The organism is Planktothricoides sp. SR001 (assembly GCF_001276715.1).
Classification (GTDB): domain Bacteria; phylum Cyanobacteriota; class Cyanobacteriia; order Cyanobacteriales; family Laspinemataceae; genus Planktothricoides; species Planktothricoides raciborskii.
Genome location: NZ_LIUQ01000016.1, coordinates 102,459 through 120,115 on the forward strand (window position 1 = coordinate 102,459; position 17,657 = coordinate 120,115).

15 protein-coding genes and 1 pseudogene are annotated in these 17,657 nt (G+C 44.9%); 9 read left to right on the forward strand and 7 right to left on the reverse strand.

Going from position 1 to position 17,657, the window contains the following annotated elements; translation table 11 throughout:
• Positions 1–61: 61 nt before the first annotated feature.
• On the reverse strand, positions 62–1,744 hold the full coding sequence (gene ilvD / locus AM228_RS11910) for a dihydroxy-acid dehydratase (RefSeq protein WP_054466347.1): 1,683 nt from the start codon (positions 1,742–1,744) through the stop codon (positions 62–64).
• Positions 1,745–2,348: 604 nt separating this feature from the next.
• Entirely contained in the window at positions 2,349–3,011 is a 663-nt protein-coding gene (locus AM228_RS11915) for a SnoaL-like polyketide cyclase (protein ID WP_054466329.1), read from the reverse strand.
• Between AM228_RS11915 and AM228_RS36175 the strand changes: the two genes are divergently transcribed.
• Positions 2,997–3,125 carry a hypothetical protein gene (locus AM228_RS36175; protein ID WP_255353188.1) on the forward strand — a complete coding sequence of 43 codons (129 nt, stop codon included), beginning with the start codon at positions 2,997–2,999 and terminating at the stop codon, positions 3,123–3,125. The genes AM228_RS11915 and AM228_RS36175 overlap by 15 nt on opposite strands.
• Before the next feature lie 592 nt (positions 3,126–3,717).
• Here the strand turns inward: AM228_RS36175 and AM228_RS36765 are convergent.
• Positions 3,718–4,139: pseudogene (locus AM228_RS36765) on the reverse strand (DUF938 domain-containing protein).
• A 320-nt stretch (positions 4,140–4,459) separates the two neighbouring features.
• Here AM228_RS36765 and AM228_RS11920 point away from each other — a divergent pair.
• From AM228_RS11920 to AM228_RS11930, 3 genes are all read left to right on the forward strand, one after another.
• Positions 4,460–5,113, forward strand: a complete 654-nt coding sequence (locus tag AM228_RS11920) for an AIM24 family protein (protein WP_054466330.1) — start codon at positions 4,460–4,462, stop codon at positions 5,111–5,113.
• Positions 5,114–5,184: 71 nt separating this feature from the next.
• On the forward strand, positions 5,185–5,895 hold the full coding sequence (locus AM228_RS11925; RefSeq protein WP_072160743.1) for a TIGR00266 family protein: 711 nt from the start codon (positions 5,185–5,187) through the stop codon (positions 5,893–5,895).
• A 214-nt stretch (positions 5,896–6,109) separates the two neighbouring features.
• Positions 6,110–6,697, forward strand: a complete 588-nt coding sequence (locus AM228_RS11930; RefSeq protein WP_054466331.1) for a Uma2 family endonuclease — start codon at positions 6,110–6,112, stop codon at positions 6,695–6,697.
• A 135-nt stretch (positions 6,698–6,832) separates the two neighbouring features.
• On the opposite strand, the gene AM228_RS30960 is transcribed toward AM228_RS11930, so the two are convergent.
• Positions 6,833–7,054, reverse strand: a complete 222-nt coding sequence (locus AM228_RS30960; RefSeq protein ID WP_082348854.1) for a GNAT family N-acetyltransferase — start codon at positions 7,052–7,054, stop codon at positions 6,833–6,835.
• Positions 7,055–8,098: 1,044 nt separating this feature from the next.
• Between AM228_RS30960 and AM228_RS11935 the strand changes: the two genes are divergently transcribed.
• From AM228_RS11935 to AM228_RS11945, 3 genes are read left to right on the forward strand one after another with little or no spacing between them, the layout of a single operon-like run.
• Complete coding sequence (locus AM228_RS11935; protein WP_054466332.1) at positions 8,099–8,422, forward strand: hypothetical protein; 324 nt, start codon at positions 8,099–8,101, stop codon at positions 8,420–8,422.
• Between the two features lie 2 nt (positions 8,423–8,424).
• Positions 8,425–10,785, forward strand: coding sequence for a pentapeptide repeat-containing protein (locus tag AM228_RS11940; RefSeq protein WP_054466333.1), 2,361 nt, complete (start codon positions 8,425–8,427; stop codon positions 10,783–10,785).
• A gap of 51 nt (positions 10,786–10,836) precedes the next feature.
• On the forward strand, positions 10,837–11,388 hold the full coding sequence (locus tag AM228_RS11945) for a hypothetical protein (RefSeq protein WP_156331711.1): 552 nt from the start codon (positions 10,837–10,839) through the stop codon (positions 11,386–11,388).
• An 88-nt stretch (positions 11,389–11,476) separates the two neighbouring features.
• Here AM228_RS11945 and AM228_RS11950 read toward each other — a convergent pair whose 3' ends face one another.
• Positions 11,477–12,274 carry an SDR family oxidoreductase gene (locus tag AM228_RS11950; protein ID WP_054466334.1) on the reverse strand — a complete coding sequence of 266 codons (798 nt, stop codon included), beginning with the start codon at positions 12,272–12,274 and terminating at the stop codon, positions 11,477–11,479.
• Positions 12,275–12,546: 272 nt separating this feature from the next.
• Here AM228_RS11950 and AM228_RS11955 point away from each other — a divergent pair, with 272 nt between their 5' ends.
• Positions 12,547–14,634 carry a WD40 repeat domain-containing protein gene (locus AM228_RS11955; RefSeq protein WP_082348855.1) on the forward strand — a complete coding sequence of 696 codons (2,088 nt, stop codon included), beginning with the start codon at positions 12,547–12,549 and terminating at the stop codon, positions 14,632–14,634.
• A gap of 119 nt (positions 14,635–14,753) precedes the next feature.
• Here AM228_RS11955 and AM228_RS11960 read toward each other — a convergent pair whose 3' ends face one another.
• Together AM228_RS11960 and AM228_RS11965 are read right to left on the reverse strand one after the other, a co-directional pair.
• Complete coding sequence (locus tag AM228_RS11960; RefSeq protein WP_054466336.1) at positions 14,754–15,362, reverse strand: phycobilisome rod-core linker polypeptide; 609 nt, start codon at positions 15,360–15,362, stop codon at positions 14,754–14,756.
• A 79-nt stretch (positions 15,363–15,441) separates the two neighbouring features.
• Positions 15,442–15,933 (reverse strand): phycobilisome protein, encoded by a 492-nt coding sequence (locus AM228_RS11965; RefSeq protein WP_054466337.1) that lies wholly within the window; start codon positions 15,931–15,933, stop codon positions 15,442–15,444.
• A gap of 406 nt (positions 15,934–16,339) precedes the next feature.
• On the opposite strand from AM228_RS11965, the gene coaBC reads away from it, so the two are divergent.
• A complete protein-coding gene (gene coaBC, locus AM228_RS11970; RefSeq protein ID WP_054466349.1) occupies positions 16,340–17,551 on the forward strand; it encodes a bifunctional phosphopantothenoylcysteine decarboxylase/phosphopantothenate--cysteine ligase CoaBC in 1,212 nt (403 codons plus the stop codon).
• Positions 17,552–17,657: the final 106 nt, after the last annotated feature.

Sequence of the window (17,657 nt, forward strand, 5' to 3'; positions counted from 1 at the left end):
GGGCAAGATTTGCCCACCCTACTATTTATATACTCAAAAACCCGGTTTTTCTGATTTTTGATTACAAGTTCAAATCGGTGACAGCCCCGACACTGCTAGAAGCGACTAACTTGGCATATTTGGCCATTACCCCAGCGGTATAACGGGGTTTGGGCGGTTGCCAGTTGGCTCGACGCTCGGCTAATTCTCGATCGGAAATTTCTAAAGTTAGCTGACGAGTGGTAGCGTCAATGGTGATGGTGTCCCCTTCTTTGACCAAGGCGATCGCGCCACCCACCGCTGCTTCTGGAGCCACATGACCCACCACGAGGCCATAAGTCCCCCCAGAAAAGCGCCCGTCAGTGATTAAACCGACGCTATCTCCTAAACCTGCACCAATAATGGCTGAGGTGGGGGCTAACATTTCCCGCATCCCTGGGCCACCTTTGGGGCCTTCATAGCGCACGACCACCACATCACCGGCTTTAATTTTACCGTCGAGAATGGCTTGGAGGCATTCTTCTTCGGATTCAAAAACTCGGGCTGGGCCGGTAATTTTGGGGTTTTTCACGCCGCTGATTTTCGCCACTGCCCCTTCAGTCGCCAGATTGCCTTTGAGGACGACTAAATGTCCTTGAGCATACATGGGTTGATCCCAGGGACGGATGACGCTTTGATTGGCGGGGGGTTCGGAGGGAATATCCGCTAGTTGTTCGGCGATGGTTTTCCCCGTAATCGTCAGACAGTCGCCGTGGAGCAAACCATGTTCCAGCAGCATTTTCATCACTTGCGGCACCCCACCGGCTTGGTGAAATTGGGTGATGACGTATTGACCGCTGGGTTTCAGGTCACAGAGGACGGGAACCCGATCGCGAATGGTCGTAAAGTCATCTAGGGTTAACTTGACCCCTGCGGCATGGGCGATCGCCAGTAAATGTAAGACCGCATTGGTGGAACCACCTACGGCCATGACTACGGAAATTGCATTTTCAAAGGCTTTCCGAGTCAGAATTTGCCGGGGTAGAATTTGATTGCGAATGGCATTGACTAAAACTTTGGCGGAATCAGCGGTACTATCCGCTTTTTCTCGATCTTCCGCAGCCATTGTCGAGGAGTACATCAAACTCATGCCCATCGCTTCAAACACCGAGGACATGGTATTAGCGGTGTACATCCCGCCGCAAGAACCCGCCCCTGGGCAAGCATTGCGTTCCACACCTAATAATTCTGCCTCAGAAATCTTGCCCGCGCTATATTGTCCCACCGCTTCAAAAGCACTGACTACGGTCAGGTCGCGTCCTTCATAGTTGCCCGGTTTAATCGTGCCCCCATAGACAAAGATGGCGGGGATATTCATCCGGGCGATCGCAATCATCGCCCCGGGCATATTCTTATCGCAGCCCCCAATCGCCAGCACCCCATCCATACTTTGACCATTACACACCGTTTCAATGGAATCGGCGATCACGTCCCGTGAAACTAGGGAATATTTCATCCCTTCGGTGCCCATAGAAATCCCATCACTAATGGTAATGGTGCCGAATACCTGGGGCATTCCCCCGGCATCCCGGATCGCAGCTTGGGCTTGTTTTGCTAAATCATCCAAACCCATATTGCAAGGGGTGATGGTGCTGTACCCATTGGCAACCCCCACGATCGGTTTGGTAAAGTCATCGTCCCCAAACCCTACAGCCCTTAACATAGCCCGGTTAGGCGATCGCTGAGTTCCTTGGGTTACAACTTGGCTTCTCAAATTTTCCGGCATTGATGTGTTGCCTCCAAATTCCATAATAAATCTAATCAGAAAAGTAGCCCCCTGCCTCCCCAATAAACGAAGCGCACGGGAGTCTTGATTTTCAAGTCCAGGGCAAGTGCCCCCGATCATTCTCTCAGAATCTCAGACCGGGGATAATTTTTTTGCTGAAGAAATTCATTATTTTTACTGGTAATTTAATATTTCTTGTTCGTTATTTGTTATTCAAAAAATGATTCCCAGCTTTAGGGGCGAAGCATTCAAGGGGTAAATTTTCAGTTTTTACAATCAAAATTTTTGTCCGAAAGCTCAAATTAAATCGACTGATTGAATCGCACGATCAAGAGGTTATTTGTTCTGATCGATTTTACCTAAAGATGGAGATCGTGGCCAAAGGCCAAAAGTCAGCGATTTTAAATGATTCAAATTATTCTGGACAAATTCACAACAAATTTGTCCAGAATAATCACTTAATTTACGATTAAAATATGCCAAGAATATCCATTTAAGATATAAATTATGCAATAATTACCTAGGTTGATTAAGATTTTTATCATCAATGATAGTGATAGCTTACTTAGGTAGATTATTGCAAATTATATATCATGTCTAATTGCTAGTGAAAAGGACAGCCACCGGCAGTTAATTTATGGAGAAACTCACTGTTATCAAAAAAGTGTTCTACCGCTTCAAGTTTCAATTCTTCATTGACATGAGCAATCGTGATTCCCACAATTTCGATCGTTTCTCCGGTGGGAGAATAGTCTTTGAATTTGCCGATAAAGGTTCCCCAGTGTCGCCATTTGAAAACAACCTTGGGCGGTCCGGCTAATACTTCTATGACTTCCCAGAGAAAGCCCTTGGGAAAAGCTTCTGTGACAATTTTCCAGGATGATTCAAAGGTTTCTTCGGAGGATTTATAATGTTCCGTATCACCCAGAAATAGATTATAGGTGCCCCGTTCAGAAATTTCTTGCGCCGTGTATTGTGGGCCGCCGTTGGTACTCATGCGAAACTTTTCGGAAACTACAGACAGCCACTGATGAGGATCGGTTTTATTGGATGCTTCCAACTCGAAAGTTCTGACTAAATTTTGCGTGATCGCCTCTAAAGAACCTTCTACATGATTTCTTTTGCTTTCTTTTTGGAAAACTTGATTATTTTCTGAATAATCTGGACGGTTTCCATCACGCCATATTACTCCAGTATCATTCGCGATGACTGTATCGCGGTCTTGCACCCACAATGGTAGAGTTGAATCGGGATGACTGTTGCTCATAGTATAAATCTAGTACATCGACAAAACTTTATCATATTTTTTGGCGATCGCCTGCATCAAAGGCTTTGCGAGTCAGAATTTGCCGGGGCAGTATTTGATGGCGAATGGCATTGACTAAAAGGCGGACTCAGCGGTACTATCCGCTTTTTCTCGATCGCTGGGTTCCTTGGGTTACAACTTGGCTTCTAAAATTTTCCGGCATTGATGTGTTGCCTTCAAATTCTTTATGAAATCTAATCAGAAAAGTCGCCCCCTGCCCTCCCCAATAAACGAAGCGCACGGGAGTCTTGATTTTCAAGTCTAGGGCAAGTGCCCCGTTTCATTCTCTCAGAATCTCAATGCGGGAGCATTTGCCCTAGAATATATAAGTTTACGGGCAGAAATAAATGCACCGCAGACCCCATTAGAGGAAAGAGAAGAGAGGAAAGAGGAAAGAGTAAAGAGGATGCATAGGAAAGAGGATGCATAGGAAAGAGGATGCATAGGAAAGAGGATGCATAGGAAAGAGGATGCATAGGAAAGAGGATGCATAGGAAAATTCTCTATTCTCTATTCTCTATTCTCTATTCTCTATTCTCTATTCTCTATTCTCTATTCTCTATTCTCTATTCTCTATTCTCTATTCTCTATTCTCTATTCTCTCTCCTTCCTACAGGCGGGAATCCAAAGCCTATCGGCGGGGAACGAAAAGTGCAATTAATTATGTTCACCTACTTAAAGCTTGCCAAGGAGAAATATGGATCATATTAATATTCACAATAGCAGTAATTGGATGAGTCACTAAATCATCTTTTGTCATGTTATCCGGCAATTTCCCTCGTTCAATTGACCAAGGATTCTCACAAACATCTAAGGCGATCGCCCCATAAAGATTTGCGATCGGTTGGTCATCTTGCCACGCGGCAATACTGAGTCTTAATTCGGGATGATTTTCGCTGGGTAGCCATTTTCGGGGTTGTAACCGAGGGGCAAAAAAATCCCATGTTGACCCGTCCCACTAGCAATCTCTAAAATTGTCCCTGTGGGGGGTAGCACTTGCTGTAATACCGCTAAAATTGGTTCGCGGTTGCGTTCAGTTGCCGGGGCATTTAGACGGCGATCGCTCAGATTTTTTAGTGAATTATGAATATTATTTTAAATAATCTCAAATTATTGGGAAAAAATCAATATTTTGGCCAAACAAAAAAATTATAGGTTAGGGGTAAACTGAATTTTGCAAAGGGCAAAGCATTCCGGTATATAGGTTATTGGTTTTAAGTGGATATTTACTGCGGTCATGCTTTGCCCCTACAGATATCTGACCCGCGCATTCCGGTACATAGGTTATTAGTTTTAAGCGGATATTTACTGCGGTCATGCTTCGCCCCTACAGAATACCCAGCAAAATTCGGGGTGACAATTCCCCAAAAACTAGCCAGAATATTAATAAAGAATCCAAAAGATAACTTATGGCCAAGTTTGAAATCATCGAAGAAGAAGGCTTACGGTTTATCAAAGTCCTGATAAACAACGAAACCATCCTTGCTGAAGCTGGAGCATTATTTTATTTTCTCGGCGACATTCGGATGGAGTCCCAAGGCACTGGTGGGGTTGGGGGCTTTTTCAAGGCCCTTGCCACTGGGGAAACCGTGGTGCGACCCAGCTATACGGGAACGGGAGAACTGTATCTGGAACCCAGCTTTGAAGGCTACCACATTCTGAACTTGCAGGGCGAGGAATGGGTGATGGATACAGGCGGTTACTGGGCTTCTGAGGGCAGCGTCCAGGTTGATGCCAAGCGCAACAAATTGCTGACCGGGTTATTTGGGGGCGAGGGGCTATTTCAAACCACCGCGAAAGGGCAGGGTAAGGTAGTCATTAAAACCCCAGGTCCGATTGAAGAAGTCCATCTTCGGAACGATCGCCTAGTGGTAGATGGCACTTTTGCCGTTGCCCGTTCTGCCACTTTAAATTACACCGTCACCAAAGCCACCAAATCATTATTGGGCAGCTTGACCTCTGGGGAAGGCTTTGTCAACACCTACGAAGGAACGGGCACAGTCCTGCTGGCACCCAATGCCTATTGGGAAGTAATGATGCTGCGTCAGCTTTGGGCCGTTTAAAGTGACTTTTCGGCAATATCGGCAATATCGGCAATGGAAATAATTCTGGCTCACAGGAGTTAACAATTAAGATGGCAGAAATTGAAATCATCGATCGCGAAGGTGTGCGCCTGGTTAAAATAACCCTGCAAAATGAAACCGTCCGGGCTGAATCTGGGGCCATGTACTATATGCGCGGTGACATCCAAATGGAATCAGCCGGAACTGGAGGCTTAGGTGGATTTCTCAAATCTGCTGTCACCGGCGAAAATATCTTTCGTCCTACTTACAAAGGCACCGGCGAACTATACCTAGAACCTTCCTTTGGCGGCTTCCATATCCTAGAACTGCAAGGGGAGGAATGGATTATGGATGCAGGCGGTTACTTTGCTTCCGAGGAAACCGTAGAAATCACCGCCAAGCGCAACAAGTTGATATCGGGATTGTTCGGTGGTGAAGGGTTATTCCAAACCGTGGCGCGGGGGCGGGGCAAACTTGTCCTCTCCACTCCTGGACCGATCCGGGAAATTCATTTACAAAATAACCGTTTGGTGGTGGATGGCAAATATGCCGTAGCCCGGAAAGGTAATTTGGATTATCGTGTAGAAAAAGCGGCTCGAACTTTCATGGGTTCGATGTTGTCGGGAGAAGGATTTGTGAATGTTTACGAAGGCACCGGCACAGTTTTGATTGCCCGGACTGCCTACGGACGAGCATTTATGAAAGGGAAAATTAGCGACATCATCAGCAGCAAAGTTGCCGCTGCACAGCGAGAAAGTTCTAGTAGCAGTAGTGATAGCTAATGGTCAATTAAAGGCCATTTTTCTTGTATGTAGATGTAGGTTGGGTTGAGGTAAAAAAACCCAACTTTAAACAAGTCTGGTTTTTGTTGGGTTGCGCGATCGCTTAACCCAACCTACTTTTTTCTTTACTTCTTTCTCTGTGTCTGACAGAGTTATGTTTACGGTTATTTAATTGAAAATGCTATAACTTAGGTATAACTTAATTTTCCTAACCATGATTGCCAATCCAAGTCAAAATTATATTTCTCCTCAAGAATATCTAAGCGGAGAAGAAATCAGCCCCATCAAACACGAATATATAGATGGAGAAGTTTACGCAATGGCTGGGGCTAGTGATGCTCATGTCACCATTGCCGGAAACTTATTTGCCTTGTTAAGAAATCATCTACGAGGTAGCGGTTGCCGCGTCTATATGTCCGACATGAAAGCGAATATGTCAGCCGCGAATATCGGGAATATATTTTATTATCCTGATGTGATGGTGACTTGTGATGCCAGAGATAAAGAATTGACGAATCATAAAAAATATCCTTGTTTAATTGTTGAAGTTTTATCAGATAGTACAGAAGCCTTTGACAGAGGCGACAAATTTGCTAACTATCAGCAATTACCAACCCTGCAAGAATATGTCATTATTAGCCAAAAACGCCAGCGCGTCGAATGTTTCCGTCGTAATGCTGAGGAAAATTGGAATTTTCGACTATACAATCCAGGGAGTGAAATTTATTTAGAATCTATCGATTTTCGCACCAGATTTGAGGATTTATATGAGGATGTGACTTTGGCAAATAATGCGTCATAATATAAGTTTATAATTTTACCACAAAGACACAAAGGACACAAAGAAAGTCCAGGAAAATTTTCTGTGTTTTTTCTTTGTGTTCTCTGTGTCTCTGTGGTGATAAATTATTCTCGCGATCGACTATTCCCGATGGTTCTAGGCTACTAAGTTCAATTTCATTTTTAAGCCATCTCTGGTGGGTTGATAGTAATCTTTTAAGAGTTTAACCGGGGCAAAGCCGAGGGATTGGTAAAGCCCGATCGCTGTCCGGTTTTCGGTTTCCACTTCCAGATAAATCATCAGGATATTTTGTTGCCGTAAAGCTTCTAATGATTTGCCCAGCAGTTGTTTGCTATAGCCTCGACCAAGGATGAAGATCCATAGGTGTTAAAAACCTGTTCAAAAAAAGAAATTGATGTTTATCGTGGTCAATTTTTTGCTATAGCAACCTGACTCAAGAGAGTTGTCCTTGACTCGCGCGATCGCTGCTTTATTTGCAATCTAACTAACCTTGATGTTTACTATTTACATTCCCAAAATTTCAGTTCCGCAGAATATCTGAAAATATCAACGAAATTTCGCTCAATTATGGAGAATTATGGACAATTAGGGAAAAATTGCCCGAATCACAAAAAAATTGATCAAATCAGACTTTTCCCAAGATATTGATAACTTAATCTTGGGTAATCCCTAAAACACGCAGAGATGGCTAGGGGGTAAAATTAAAAAACAATAATTGAGATGCTTGGCAGTATTTTTGTTTACCTGCATCGCTGTTCCGATCATCTAACACAGAAAACCAATAGACCTAGGGTTTTCAGCGATTTCGTCATCGGTCAATCTACAGTAGTAAGGTAATGAATGGACATACCCATCCTTAATTCAGGTAAGAAAAAAGTTATTTGGGACTCTAACCAGCCGCAACATAGTTTTAATTGTTAGCAGATTATGATTTTCTAGAATTCAACCAGAGATTAATCTCCACCGGAATAACCTCTGTTAATTAGCCATATTGCGGGACAATCTAATTATAAACACGGATTTTAAATTTTTGCCAGTTTTTGCCAGTATTTTTCAAGTTACTTAAGTGAAGTTTAGCCATAACAAAGGAGAAACCTGGTTTCTGCTTCATACCGGGACACCCGGATCGCCCCTACAAGAAACCCGGTTTCTTAATTACGTTGCAGGTAAATTGTCGGGCTCTGAAAAATTGAGAAACAAGACTTAGGGAATTCTCTCGCTGTAAATAGATTTAGACCCTATCTACAGTAAAATGCTTGATTTCGTGGTGGCATAAAAGACCGGATCAATGCTACCATGAGGATACTCGGTTCGCGAGTCTCTTAGGCCGTGAATGGCTGACAAACTTAGTCAGTTCTATTTATATTTGTTTTCGCTTAAACCCATTGATTCTGACCTACGATGAAAGACAATAATCAGGAACGCTTACAGAAAAAATTAAAAGAAATCGAAACGCAACTCAAGTCAGATTCGCCGTTAAAACCAACTCCTGAGCTATCCAATTCTCTCAAGTCTCTTTATGAACAAGTCCTGATTTGGTATAAGGGATTGCCCACCTGGGGCAAAGGGGGGACGATGATTGTGGGATTGATGCTGAGTTTGTCAGTGTTCCGCACGGTTTTGAATTTAATTAACCTGGGGATGACCCTGGCGGTAATTGGCGTGGGGGGCTATTTTGCTTATAAGCTATTTTTAGCTTCTGAGTCTTCCAATATTAAGAAATAACGGTGAACGGAAATTTAGATAATAGCGTCTTCACTTATTCAGAGACGATCGCCCCTGGGGAGAATGTTTCCCTAGAAGACGATCTAATTAACGATTCCGCGAAGGAGACGAGCAACGCGAATCGCCCTGATTGGCGAATTCATTGGCTCAAACGAGTCGATCGCCTCCTCCAATCCCTGCGGCGCTTGGGCGCCAGCACCCTGGAAACCACGGTGTTTGTCACGGTGACAGCCGTTCCCCTGGCCGCTGGTTGGTATGCCAATGAGTACCATACCGGCAAGCTTGTGCCGTTAAATCCAGTTTTGGCGATCGCCGTCGAAGAAATAGCGGTGAAATTAGCCCTCCCCGGTTGTCCCCAGGGGTCGATTCGGGATGCAGGGATTCGCAGCCATTTCCGCAACGCTTCTAACCCCCAGGTTGACCATCAAGGGCTGATTTGGTGCGGTCGTCCCGTAGCCCCTGTAACCAACTTATTCTGGTCAGTAGCGATCGCCGCACCGGGAATTTTGGCGATCTCACATATATATAAATTAGGTAAAACCGGCCAAACTTTCGCGAAACGTTGGTGCAACATCCAAGTGGTGACGGACTCAGGCAACCCACCGGGAATTTGGCGGGCATTTTGGCGAGAAGGAATCGGCAAATTCTGGCTGCCTGTGGCGATCGCCTACAGCTTATGGTGGGGAACTGGCGCCGTCCCGGACTTAAGAATTTTAGCCGGACTGACGGGAATGCTGTGGCTATTTGACAACATCAGCGCGGGTTTCGATCCCCAACAACGGACACTCCATGATAAATGGGCTAGAACTTGGGTTAATGCCTTGCCCACCAGTCAATCGGTTCCTTGGCAACTGTCTACAGCCGTCTCGGAGAGTCAAATTTTGACCTCGGAGGTGGAGGAGGGAGTGATGGAACATCAGGAAGAGAAAGAAACAATCATTCGTTCAATCATTCGTTGGCTGCGAGAACACCAAGAAATTGGCTTGGTCTGCGGCATTGCGATCACCATGATCGTGATTTTGGGGGCGTTGGTGGGGACACAAGCTTATGTGCAAAATCAGGCATCCCTGCGATCGCGCCAAGAACAGGAAAATCAAAAGTTTCTCAAATTAGTAGATCAATTTGCCCCGAACGAACGCCAAGGGGCAATCCTTGCCCTGGGTAGTCTGAATCACCCAGAAGTGGGGATTAAAATGTTGACGGATTTATTAGCCTTAGAAGATGACCCCGCCCAGATTTCTAGTATTGAGCAAGCCCTAGTCAGTGCCGGGGCCAATGCCTTGCCATACCTGCATAAACTCAATCAAGCCCTGAGAACGGATTTGGACTCCCTGCGCTATGGGGGCAATCAGGCAGAACAACAGATCGCTGCCCTGAAACAGCGGTCAACTCAACGGGCGATCGCCAAAATTCTCCGAGTTTACAGTAGCGAACTGCCAGGGATTAATCTCAATCGCATTGACCTAGGGCAAGTCACCTCTTCTTTGGCTAAGTTTACCCTCGTATTGGAAAAAGTAAATCTTTCTGGGATTCAGCTACGGGGTGCCATCCTCACCGGCGCCAATTTCCACGGCAGCCAATTTTCCAGCGCGGGACCCGATCGCCGCTTCGGCACCTTCGATGATGTCAAAGCAGACCTCAGCGGCGCTTTGATGGCAGACGCGAACCTGAGTGAAGCCTTTCTCCCCAGCGCCATCATGGAAAAAATCGACCTGAGTCGGGCGAACTTAAATCAGGCGAACTTATCCAATAGCAACTTAATTGATGCCAACCTCAGCAGCGCTCAACTCATTGGGGCTGATTTGACCTATGCCAATCTTTCTCAAGCCAAACTCACGGGCGCCAATTTAGTCAGCGCCGATTTTTCCCAAGCACAACTGGGTGGGGGGCGCCTGGGGCAAGCGATCGCCAAAGCCGCCAACTTTCAGGGAGCCAATTTTAGAAATCCTACTTTAGGGGCTGCTGACTTGCAGGGGGCGGATTTCCGGGAGGCGAATTTAAGCAATGCCAATTTACAAAATGCTAATTTATCAGCAACCAACCTCAGTGGAGCCAACCTAGCCAATGCCCAGTTACAAAATGCCAATTTCCAAAACGCGGATCTGACGGGGGTTGACTTGCGGGGGGCGAACCTTGCTGGAGCCAACCTTCAAGGAGCGATCTTTGCCACTGCGCCAGCAGAAAAATCCCCAAAAACCCAAAAAACCGATTCATTTATCATTAAGTCACCCCCAGCATTGGGCATGGGCTTATTGCAGGGAGTAAATTTTAATCAAGTGCAAAATTTAGACCTGAAACAAATCTCATATTTATGCACCCAAGGGGTCGTACACGAGCAATGTGACATGACTCCGCAACCCTAATCTTTGTCAATTCTTTGTCAATCAATTTCAATGATGTGAGGAGTTAGATCCGTGAATCAATTTGCTAATTTCTGGAATTATCCGGGCAGTAAAATTAGATCCGTCCTGCTGGTTGGGGCGGCGATCGCCTCTGCGGTAGGGTTCAACCCTGCCCCGGTCCTTGCCCAAGCCGCCTACGGCAGCTATGTCGGGGTCGGCGGTTCTTTTGGCTTAACCGAAGGAGTCAATCGCAACGGACTGACTGAAGACCGGCAAAATGCGGTAGTTGTAGCGGCTCGATATAAATTATTAAGATATCCGATTTCTCTTCGCGCTCAGGGCATCTTTAGCGCCGACGGTAGCGCCGTAGTCCCCACAGTTTCTTATGATATTCCCCTTACTTGGCAAGCGGATGTTTATCTAGGGGCAGGCGGGTCTTTTGTGATGAGCGGGAAAACTCCCGTGGGGGATCAAAGTAGTTTTGCCATTCAGCCCGGAATTGACTATAGCGTTCCCAATAGCCGTCTGGTGGTATTTGGCAATGCCATTTTTTCCTTCGATGCTTATGAAAATGACAATAAAACCGCCGTTTCTTTACAAGGAGGGTTGGGTTTAAGATTTTAATCTTAATTGTTAATAGTTATTTGTTGCTTGTTATTTGTTATTCAATCAAATAATAAATAACACATAACTATTAACAATTAACAAATAACTATTGATGTCGATAAACTAAGGTGGCATTGGCTTGGTCTGTGGGGACTAATAAAACTTCGGAAATATTCACATGGGCAGGACGAGTGACGGTGAAGAAAACCACATCCGCAATATCATCAGCCGTTAAAGGGGTTAAGTTCTCGTAAACCTTATTCGCCCGGTTGGTATCCCCATGAAATCGCACGATACTAAATTCTGTTTCCACCAGTCCCGGTTGAATGTCTGTCACCCGTAAAGGAGTGCCTAATAAATCTTGTTTCATCCCTTCAGAAATTGTGCGGACGGCGGCTTTGGATGCACAGTAAACATGGCCTCCAGGATAGGCAGCGCGACCGGCAATTGAGCCAATATTCACAATATGTCCCGCCCCACGCTGCACCATCCCAGGAATGAGGGTGCGAGAGACATATAGTAAGCCTTTGACATTGGTATCAATCATTTCTTCCCAGTCTTCGATGCTGGCTTCGTGAAATTTTTCTAAGCCCCGACTGAGCCCGGCATTATTAATCAGAATTTCTATATTTTGCCAAGATTCTGGAAGCTGGGCAAAGGCCGATTCTACGGCGAGGCGATCGCGCACATCTAGCTCAATTAAATAAGTCTCAGTTTGATAGGTTTCTTGGAGACTCTGAGCAAGTTTTGCCAAATTTTCCCGACGGCGGGCAGCTAAAATCAACTTCGCCCCAGCTTGCGCGAAAAGTTTGGCACAAGCGGCACCGATTCCAGAACTGGCGCCCGTAATCACAACAATTTTATTGGCAACTTTATTGGCAACTTTATTGGCAACAGAAATCATGGCCGATCCTAATTCAAAAATTGCTTAATCACTTCAAAATTTATTATAATATTTAGTTGCTTATTTTTTTATCGTTAATTTTTAATTTTTATTTAACATTTTTAATGTTTCAGCACTTTCCTCAATGATTTCAAGGGATTTTTCCCTCAACCCTACCCATGCTTGAAGCGGAAAGTGTAAGGATTAGGGCGAGTTAAGTAGTTCTTGGTTAATAATTAATTAATAATTAATATTATCGTCTACCCAAATTCCCCTAGGCTAGGCTAAACTAAATGCTACTAACCTCGATCGCCTTCTTAGCTGATATGTCTTTACCCACTGCTGTCATCGACGTTCTTTGGCAAATTTCACAATCTACAGCCCAAAGTCTCACGGAAAAACTCGAACCGACTTTGATTGGTTTAGCGGAGGCTTTTGCCGCGATCGCTTTCTCAGAGGATAATGGGGCGGTACAGCCACCGTTACCGGAAATCAACAGCTATCGAAACGTTATTAGTGGCTATTGGCAGCGACAGGAAAAACGAGAACAAGAGTTAGAAAAAAATTCTCAGCATCCAGAAAATGAAGAATCGATCCGACAGATCCAGCAAGAAGCATTACAAGACCGGACTCAACAAACTGAAGTGATACTGGAACTGTTGCGAAAGTGGCAAGGGGAAAAAATTCAGTATCAATTAGAACAATTGCCGCAAATTTGGCAAAAGGAGAGTTGGCTGTTTAGATTAAGTCAAACCGTAACCCAGAAAATTTTGCGATCGCACAAGGAACAACATCGCCTGTTAATCTTAGTCGCCCCACTGAAAATCAGCCAAACTTGTCCAGAAACTTTTCACGAAAACTTGACCCTGCAATTCACCGATCAACTGGAAAGATTTTTTCACCACTACTATCCCCTAGGCAGCAGTTCACCGATCGCGCCTGCTTCCCCGGTAGAATTTTATGGAACATATTTTCCGGCACCGATTTCTAAAATCACTCTCTCGATGATGCAAGAAATATTTGCCCCAATTCCTACGGCTATTTTATACACCAATATCACCGATACTCAAATGAATTGCCATTTGGGTTTCTGGATGCCTGGGAATTCTCATATTGCCTTTTATCCCCTGCCCTCGTGGAATTGGCAATCGGCTAAAAGCAGCTTAGAAGCTGAGGGAATCGACTCCGTAAAAGCCTTAGAAGTCATTCAAGAAATTGCGATCGCTATTCACCAAGTTTTAACCGCATTTATCGCCGATTGGTATTATCTCAAAGTCAATCCATTATCGGATCCTAGACTATTTTATTTAGCAAATTATGCTTCAGAAAATGGCATAACCTGGGAATGGATTCAACCCTATACTCATTGCCTCAGAACCCTTCAAAAGCAACAAATGTCTCAGTCTCAGATTAAACCAGCGATCGCTCCTGAATTATACCGCGATAAAATTCGGTCTTTTAAGAATACCCGCACTCTCAAAGGTCATAGTAGCTGGGTTGATGCGGTGGCTATCAGTAAAGATGGGCAAATATTGGTCAGTGGCAGCTATGATAATACGATTAAACTCTGGGATTTACCCACAGGAAAATCTGTTTATACTTTAGTGGGACATAGTAGCAGTGTCCATTCTGTAGCCATTAGTGCAGATAAAAAAACCGTAGTCAGTGGCAGTGATGATGGCACAATGAGAGTGTGGAATGCCGCCACCGGGGAATTAATTCGCACCGTGAAAGATAGTGCGTCTCAGAGAAATACCGCCACAAAAGTTCAGTCGGTGAGTATTAGCCAAGATGGTCAGAAGTTTGTCTCTGGGGGGGACGATCGCACCGTAAAAATTTGGCAGTTAGACACGGGCAAATTATTGCAAAAACTCCACGGACATTCCCATAAAGTAGAAGTGGTGGCGATCGCTCCAGATAACCAAAAGATCCTCAGTGGCAGTGATGATGGCACGATTAAAATTTGGCAGTTAGAAACTGGGGAATTAATCCGCACCATTCACGGATATTTTGGGGCGATTTATGCTTTAGATATTAGTGCCAATGGTCAAACCATTGTCAGCGGTCATGGGCAAAAACAGATCAAAATTTGGCAGTTAGAAACTGGGGAATTAGTCCGCACCCTGTATGGCAATTTTGGGGCTGTCTATGCGGTAGCCATTAGTCCAGATAGCAAAACTGTCGCCACGGCAGATTTTTTAGGGGATTCTTTGGGGCATCAAACCGTGGCGATTCAATTATGGGATATTGTCACGGGGGAATTAATTCATACGCTCCCGGAATATTCTAATCGGATTCTGGCGTTATGTTTTAGTCCCGATGGCAAAACTCTGATTAGTGCTAGTGAAGATAAAACGATTAAAATCTGGCAATGCGATTAATCAGCGATCGAAAGAAAAAACCACCAAGACACAAAGACCACAAAGGAATTTTGATAGGTAATTTGTTGATTTTTTTGTGGCTTTGTGTTGGGTTTTTTGCCGATATAGCCGATATATTTTTATTCAGAACGTAACCGAGAAGAAGGATGCCACTTAGGACGACAAATATTCCCCTTACATTCAAGGTTGAGTTCATGCCAATATAAAGTGGGCACTGCCCAGCCGCGATCGCCTGCGTGTTCTTTATGCAATAACTGATTTTCTAAATAATCATTGGGAGAATCATAAGTGCGATCGCTTTGCCAATAAGGAACGGTAAATGAGCCAAATAGCTTGCGATATTCGTCCGAGTCAATTAAAGCGGAAACCATTGCTTTCACCCCTTGGGTTGCCAGAATTTGATCGCAAGCGCGGATTTCGTTTTCATCATGGGGCGATCGGCCTAAAAAATGCTTAAACGCATTTTCAATAAACTTGACATTAGAGCTATTTTCATAGAAAATCTGCAAATAAAGCGGCGAAACTGCCAGACCTTTCAAAAAATGTCTAATCCCCAGTTTTCCTTTAATAAATTGTTTCTCCAAATCCTGCAAATACTGGCGGCGTTCCCATTGATAGGGTTGCCGTTCTAGCACTTGCTGATAAATGGGTTTCAGCACCGCTTCTCTTTCTTCGCTGGAGGATGTATTTTTGAGTTCAATTTTGTTGAATGACTTGTTGACTGACATCTTGATTACCCCACTTCAATTGTTTTAGTGAAATGTCAAATTTTTCCAATATTTCCCCATACTGAATTCTGGATATTGTCTAGGCGGCATTCATCATTTTAGCCGGTAAATCCAGAGCTTGCATCATAATGGTAATATAAGGATCCATATATTTGGTTACATTAGTCGGTAAATTTTCGTGAATTATTTCCTGTAAACACCGATAACAGACCAAACAAGGATATTGCTTTTGGTAAGCCGCTAAAATATTGGTTTCCCACAAAGCCATTGCCTCTTTAAAAAATTGCGGATCGTCTCGCAAAACTGACAGGGCGATATACCGCATCACTTCGGTCATGTCATAATAACAACGTTTTCCGTGTTTTTTCATCACGTCTGGATGCAGGGTCATGAACTTTTTCAAGGCCAGCCGGACTAACGGGTCGCTTTTGGCCTGCAAAATATCGTAAATTTTTGCCCGTTCCGAGACGGTTTGGAGATATTGCTTGATGCCTTGAAGTTCTGAATTACTCAGATAGCGACCCTCGCTTTGGGAAATCAAGTCGTTTAATTGAGAATTTATGGCGATCATATTCCAATGCTACTGAATCTTTTGCCGATCTTTTTTTAGTGTCGTACATTTCTATGAAATCTGGCAAGACGTTTATGCAATTTTTAATATTTGCCATAATATTAGTTAATATTTGTATTTCTTGACCGTTGACGGTTGTGATTTGTCGCAGGGTGTGGGGTGTGGAGAGCGGGGGAGCGGCGGTTCGGCCTTTCGGCTGCGCTCAGGACAGGCTTCGCTCACCGTGCAGAGGTGCAGAGGAGCTTCTGGTGCAGGGGAGCGGTCTACAAACAAGCATCAACCACCAACCACCAACCATCAACCATCAACCATCAACCAACAACAAACAACCAAAGAATCCCTACCCAACAACCAACAACCAACAACCAACAACCAACAACCAACAACCAACAACCAACAACTAATGATGTTACAAAATCGACGGATTCTGATTGGGATTACGGGTGGAATTGCCGCATACAAGGTGTGTGAACTGATTTCCAGTCTGGCGAAAGAAGGGGCGTTAGTTCGCGCGATTATGACCGAGGGGGCAAAGCAGTTTATTCCGCCTCTGACGGTGGCGACTCTTTGCCGTCATCACGCTTATACGGATCAAGATTTTTGGCAACCGACTCATGCTCGACCCCTACATATCGATTTGGGCGAATGGGCTGAAGTGTTGACGATCGCCCCAATGACGGCGAATACTCTGGCGAAGTTAGCTCATGGTATGGCGGACAATTTGCTGACCAACACGGTGTTGGCGTCCACTTGTCCTATCTTGCTGGCGCCTGCGATGAATACGGATATGTGGCAACAACGGGTGGTGCAACAGAATTGGCAGCACTTGATGCAAGACCGCCGTTATCATCGAGTGGGTCCGGGGACGGGGATTTTGGCGTGCGATCGCGTGGGGGATGGTCGCATGGCCGAACCCCACGAGATTAAAGCCACTTTAGAATCCCTGCTATACACGGGGGGCAAACGAAATTTAGCGGGTAAGCGGGTTTTGATTAGTGCGGGGGGCACTCGCGAGTATTTGGATCCCGTGCGGTTTATTAGTAATCCTTCTAGCGGCAAAATGGGCATTGCTTTGGCGCAAGCGGCGATGGATCGAGGGGCGGCGGTCACTCTGGTGCATGGGCCGATTGATTCTCGATTAATGTCCTCGGTGTATGGGATTCAGTCTATTTCTGTCACTAGCGCGGCGCAAATGCAAGATGCGATGTTGAAACTATTTCCGGCGGCGGATATTACGGTGATGGCGGCAGCAGTCGCAGATATTAGACCGCGATCGTGCAGCCTGGAAAAATTGCCCAAAAGTGCTTTGCCAGAAAGTTTGCCCCTGGAGTCAGTGCCGGATATTGTGGCTCAGTTGGGCGATCGCAAACACTCCCATCAAATCTTGGTGGGTTTTGCTGCCCAAACTGGGGATATTATGACCCCCGCCCTGGATAAGTTAAAACGCAAAAAATTAGACGCCATTGTCGCCAACCCTATCGATCAACCAGATACGGGCATTGGCAGCGATCGCAATCAAGGCATCTTTCTCCACAAGTCAGGCAATCAAAAGTCGATTCTTCCTTGCACTAAATTAGCACTAGCCCATCAATTATTTGATTGGCTGCTGGCGCAATAAATTGGTTATTCGTTATTTGTTATTAGTTATTCGTGGCTTTCTCCAAATAACCAACAACTAACAACCAGCAACCCCCCTTCAAAGGCTAATCTTGTAGGGGTTTTGA

What these genes read in the sequence shown, in the direction of transcription:
- AM228_RS11925 (WP_072160743.1), top strand. Translation starts at nt 5,185, where the DNA reads ATGGCAGAAATTGAAATCATCGATCGCGAAGGTGTGCGCCTGGTTAAA.
- AM228_RS11930 (WP_054466331.1), top strand. Translation starts at nt 6,110, where the DNA reads ATGATTGCCAATCCAAGTCAAAATTATATTTCTCCTCAAGAATATCTA.
- AM228_RS36175 (WP_255353188.1), top strand. Translation starts at nt 2,997, where the DNA reads ATGACTGTTGCTCATAGTATAAATCTAGTACATCGACAAAACTTTATC.
- coaBC (WP_054466349.1), top strand. Translation starts at nt 16,340, where the DNA reads ATGTTACAAAATCGACGGATTCTGATTGGGATTACGGGTGGAATTGCC.
- AM228_RS11955 (WP_082348855.1), top strand. Translation starts at nt 12,547, where the DNA reads ATGCTACTAACCTCGATCGCCTTCTTAGCTGATATGTCTTTACCCACT.
- AM228_RS11965 (WP_054466337.1), bottom strand. Translation starts at nt 15,933, where the DNA reads ATGATCGCCATAAATTCTCAATTAAACGACTTGATTTCCCAAAGCGAG.
- AM228_RS11960 (WP_054466336.1), bottom strand. Translation starts at nt 15,362, where the DNA reads ATGTCAGTCAACAAGTCATTCAACAAAATTGAACTCAAAAATACATCC.
- ilvD (WP_054466347.1), bottom strand. Translation starts at nt 1,744, where the DNA reads ATGCCGGAAAATTTGAGAAGCCAAGTTGTAACCCAAGGAACTCAGCGA.
- AM228_RS11935 (WP_054466332.1), top strand. Translation starts at nt 8,099, where the DNA reads ATGAAAGACAATAATCAGGAACGCTTACAGAAAAAATTAAAAGAAATC.
- AM228_RS11915 (WP_054466329.1), bottom strand. Translation starts at nt 3,011, where the DNA reads ATGAGCAACAGTCATCCCGATTCAACTCTACCATTGTGGGTGCAAGAC.
- AM228_RS11950 (WP_054466334.1), bottom strand. Translation starts at nt 12,274, where the DNA reads ATGATTTCTGTTGCCAATAAAGTTGCCAATAAAGTTGCCAATAAAATT.
- AM228_RS11920 (WP_054466330.1), top strand. Translation starts at nt 4,460, where the DNA reads ATGGCCAAGTTTGAAATCATCGAAGAAGAAGGCTTACGGTTTATCAAA.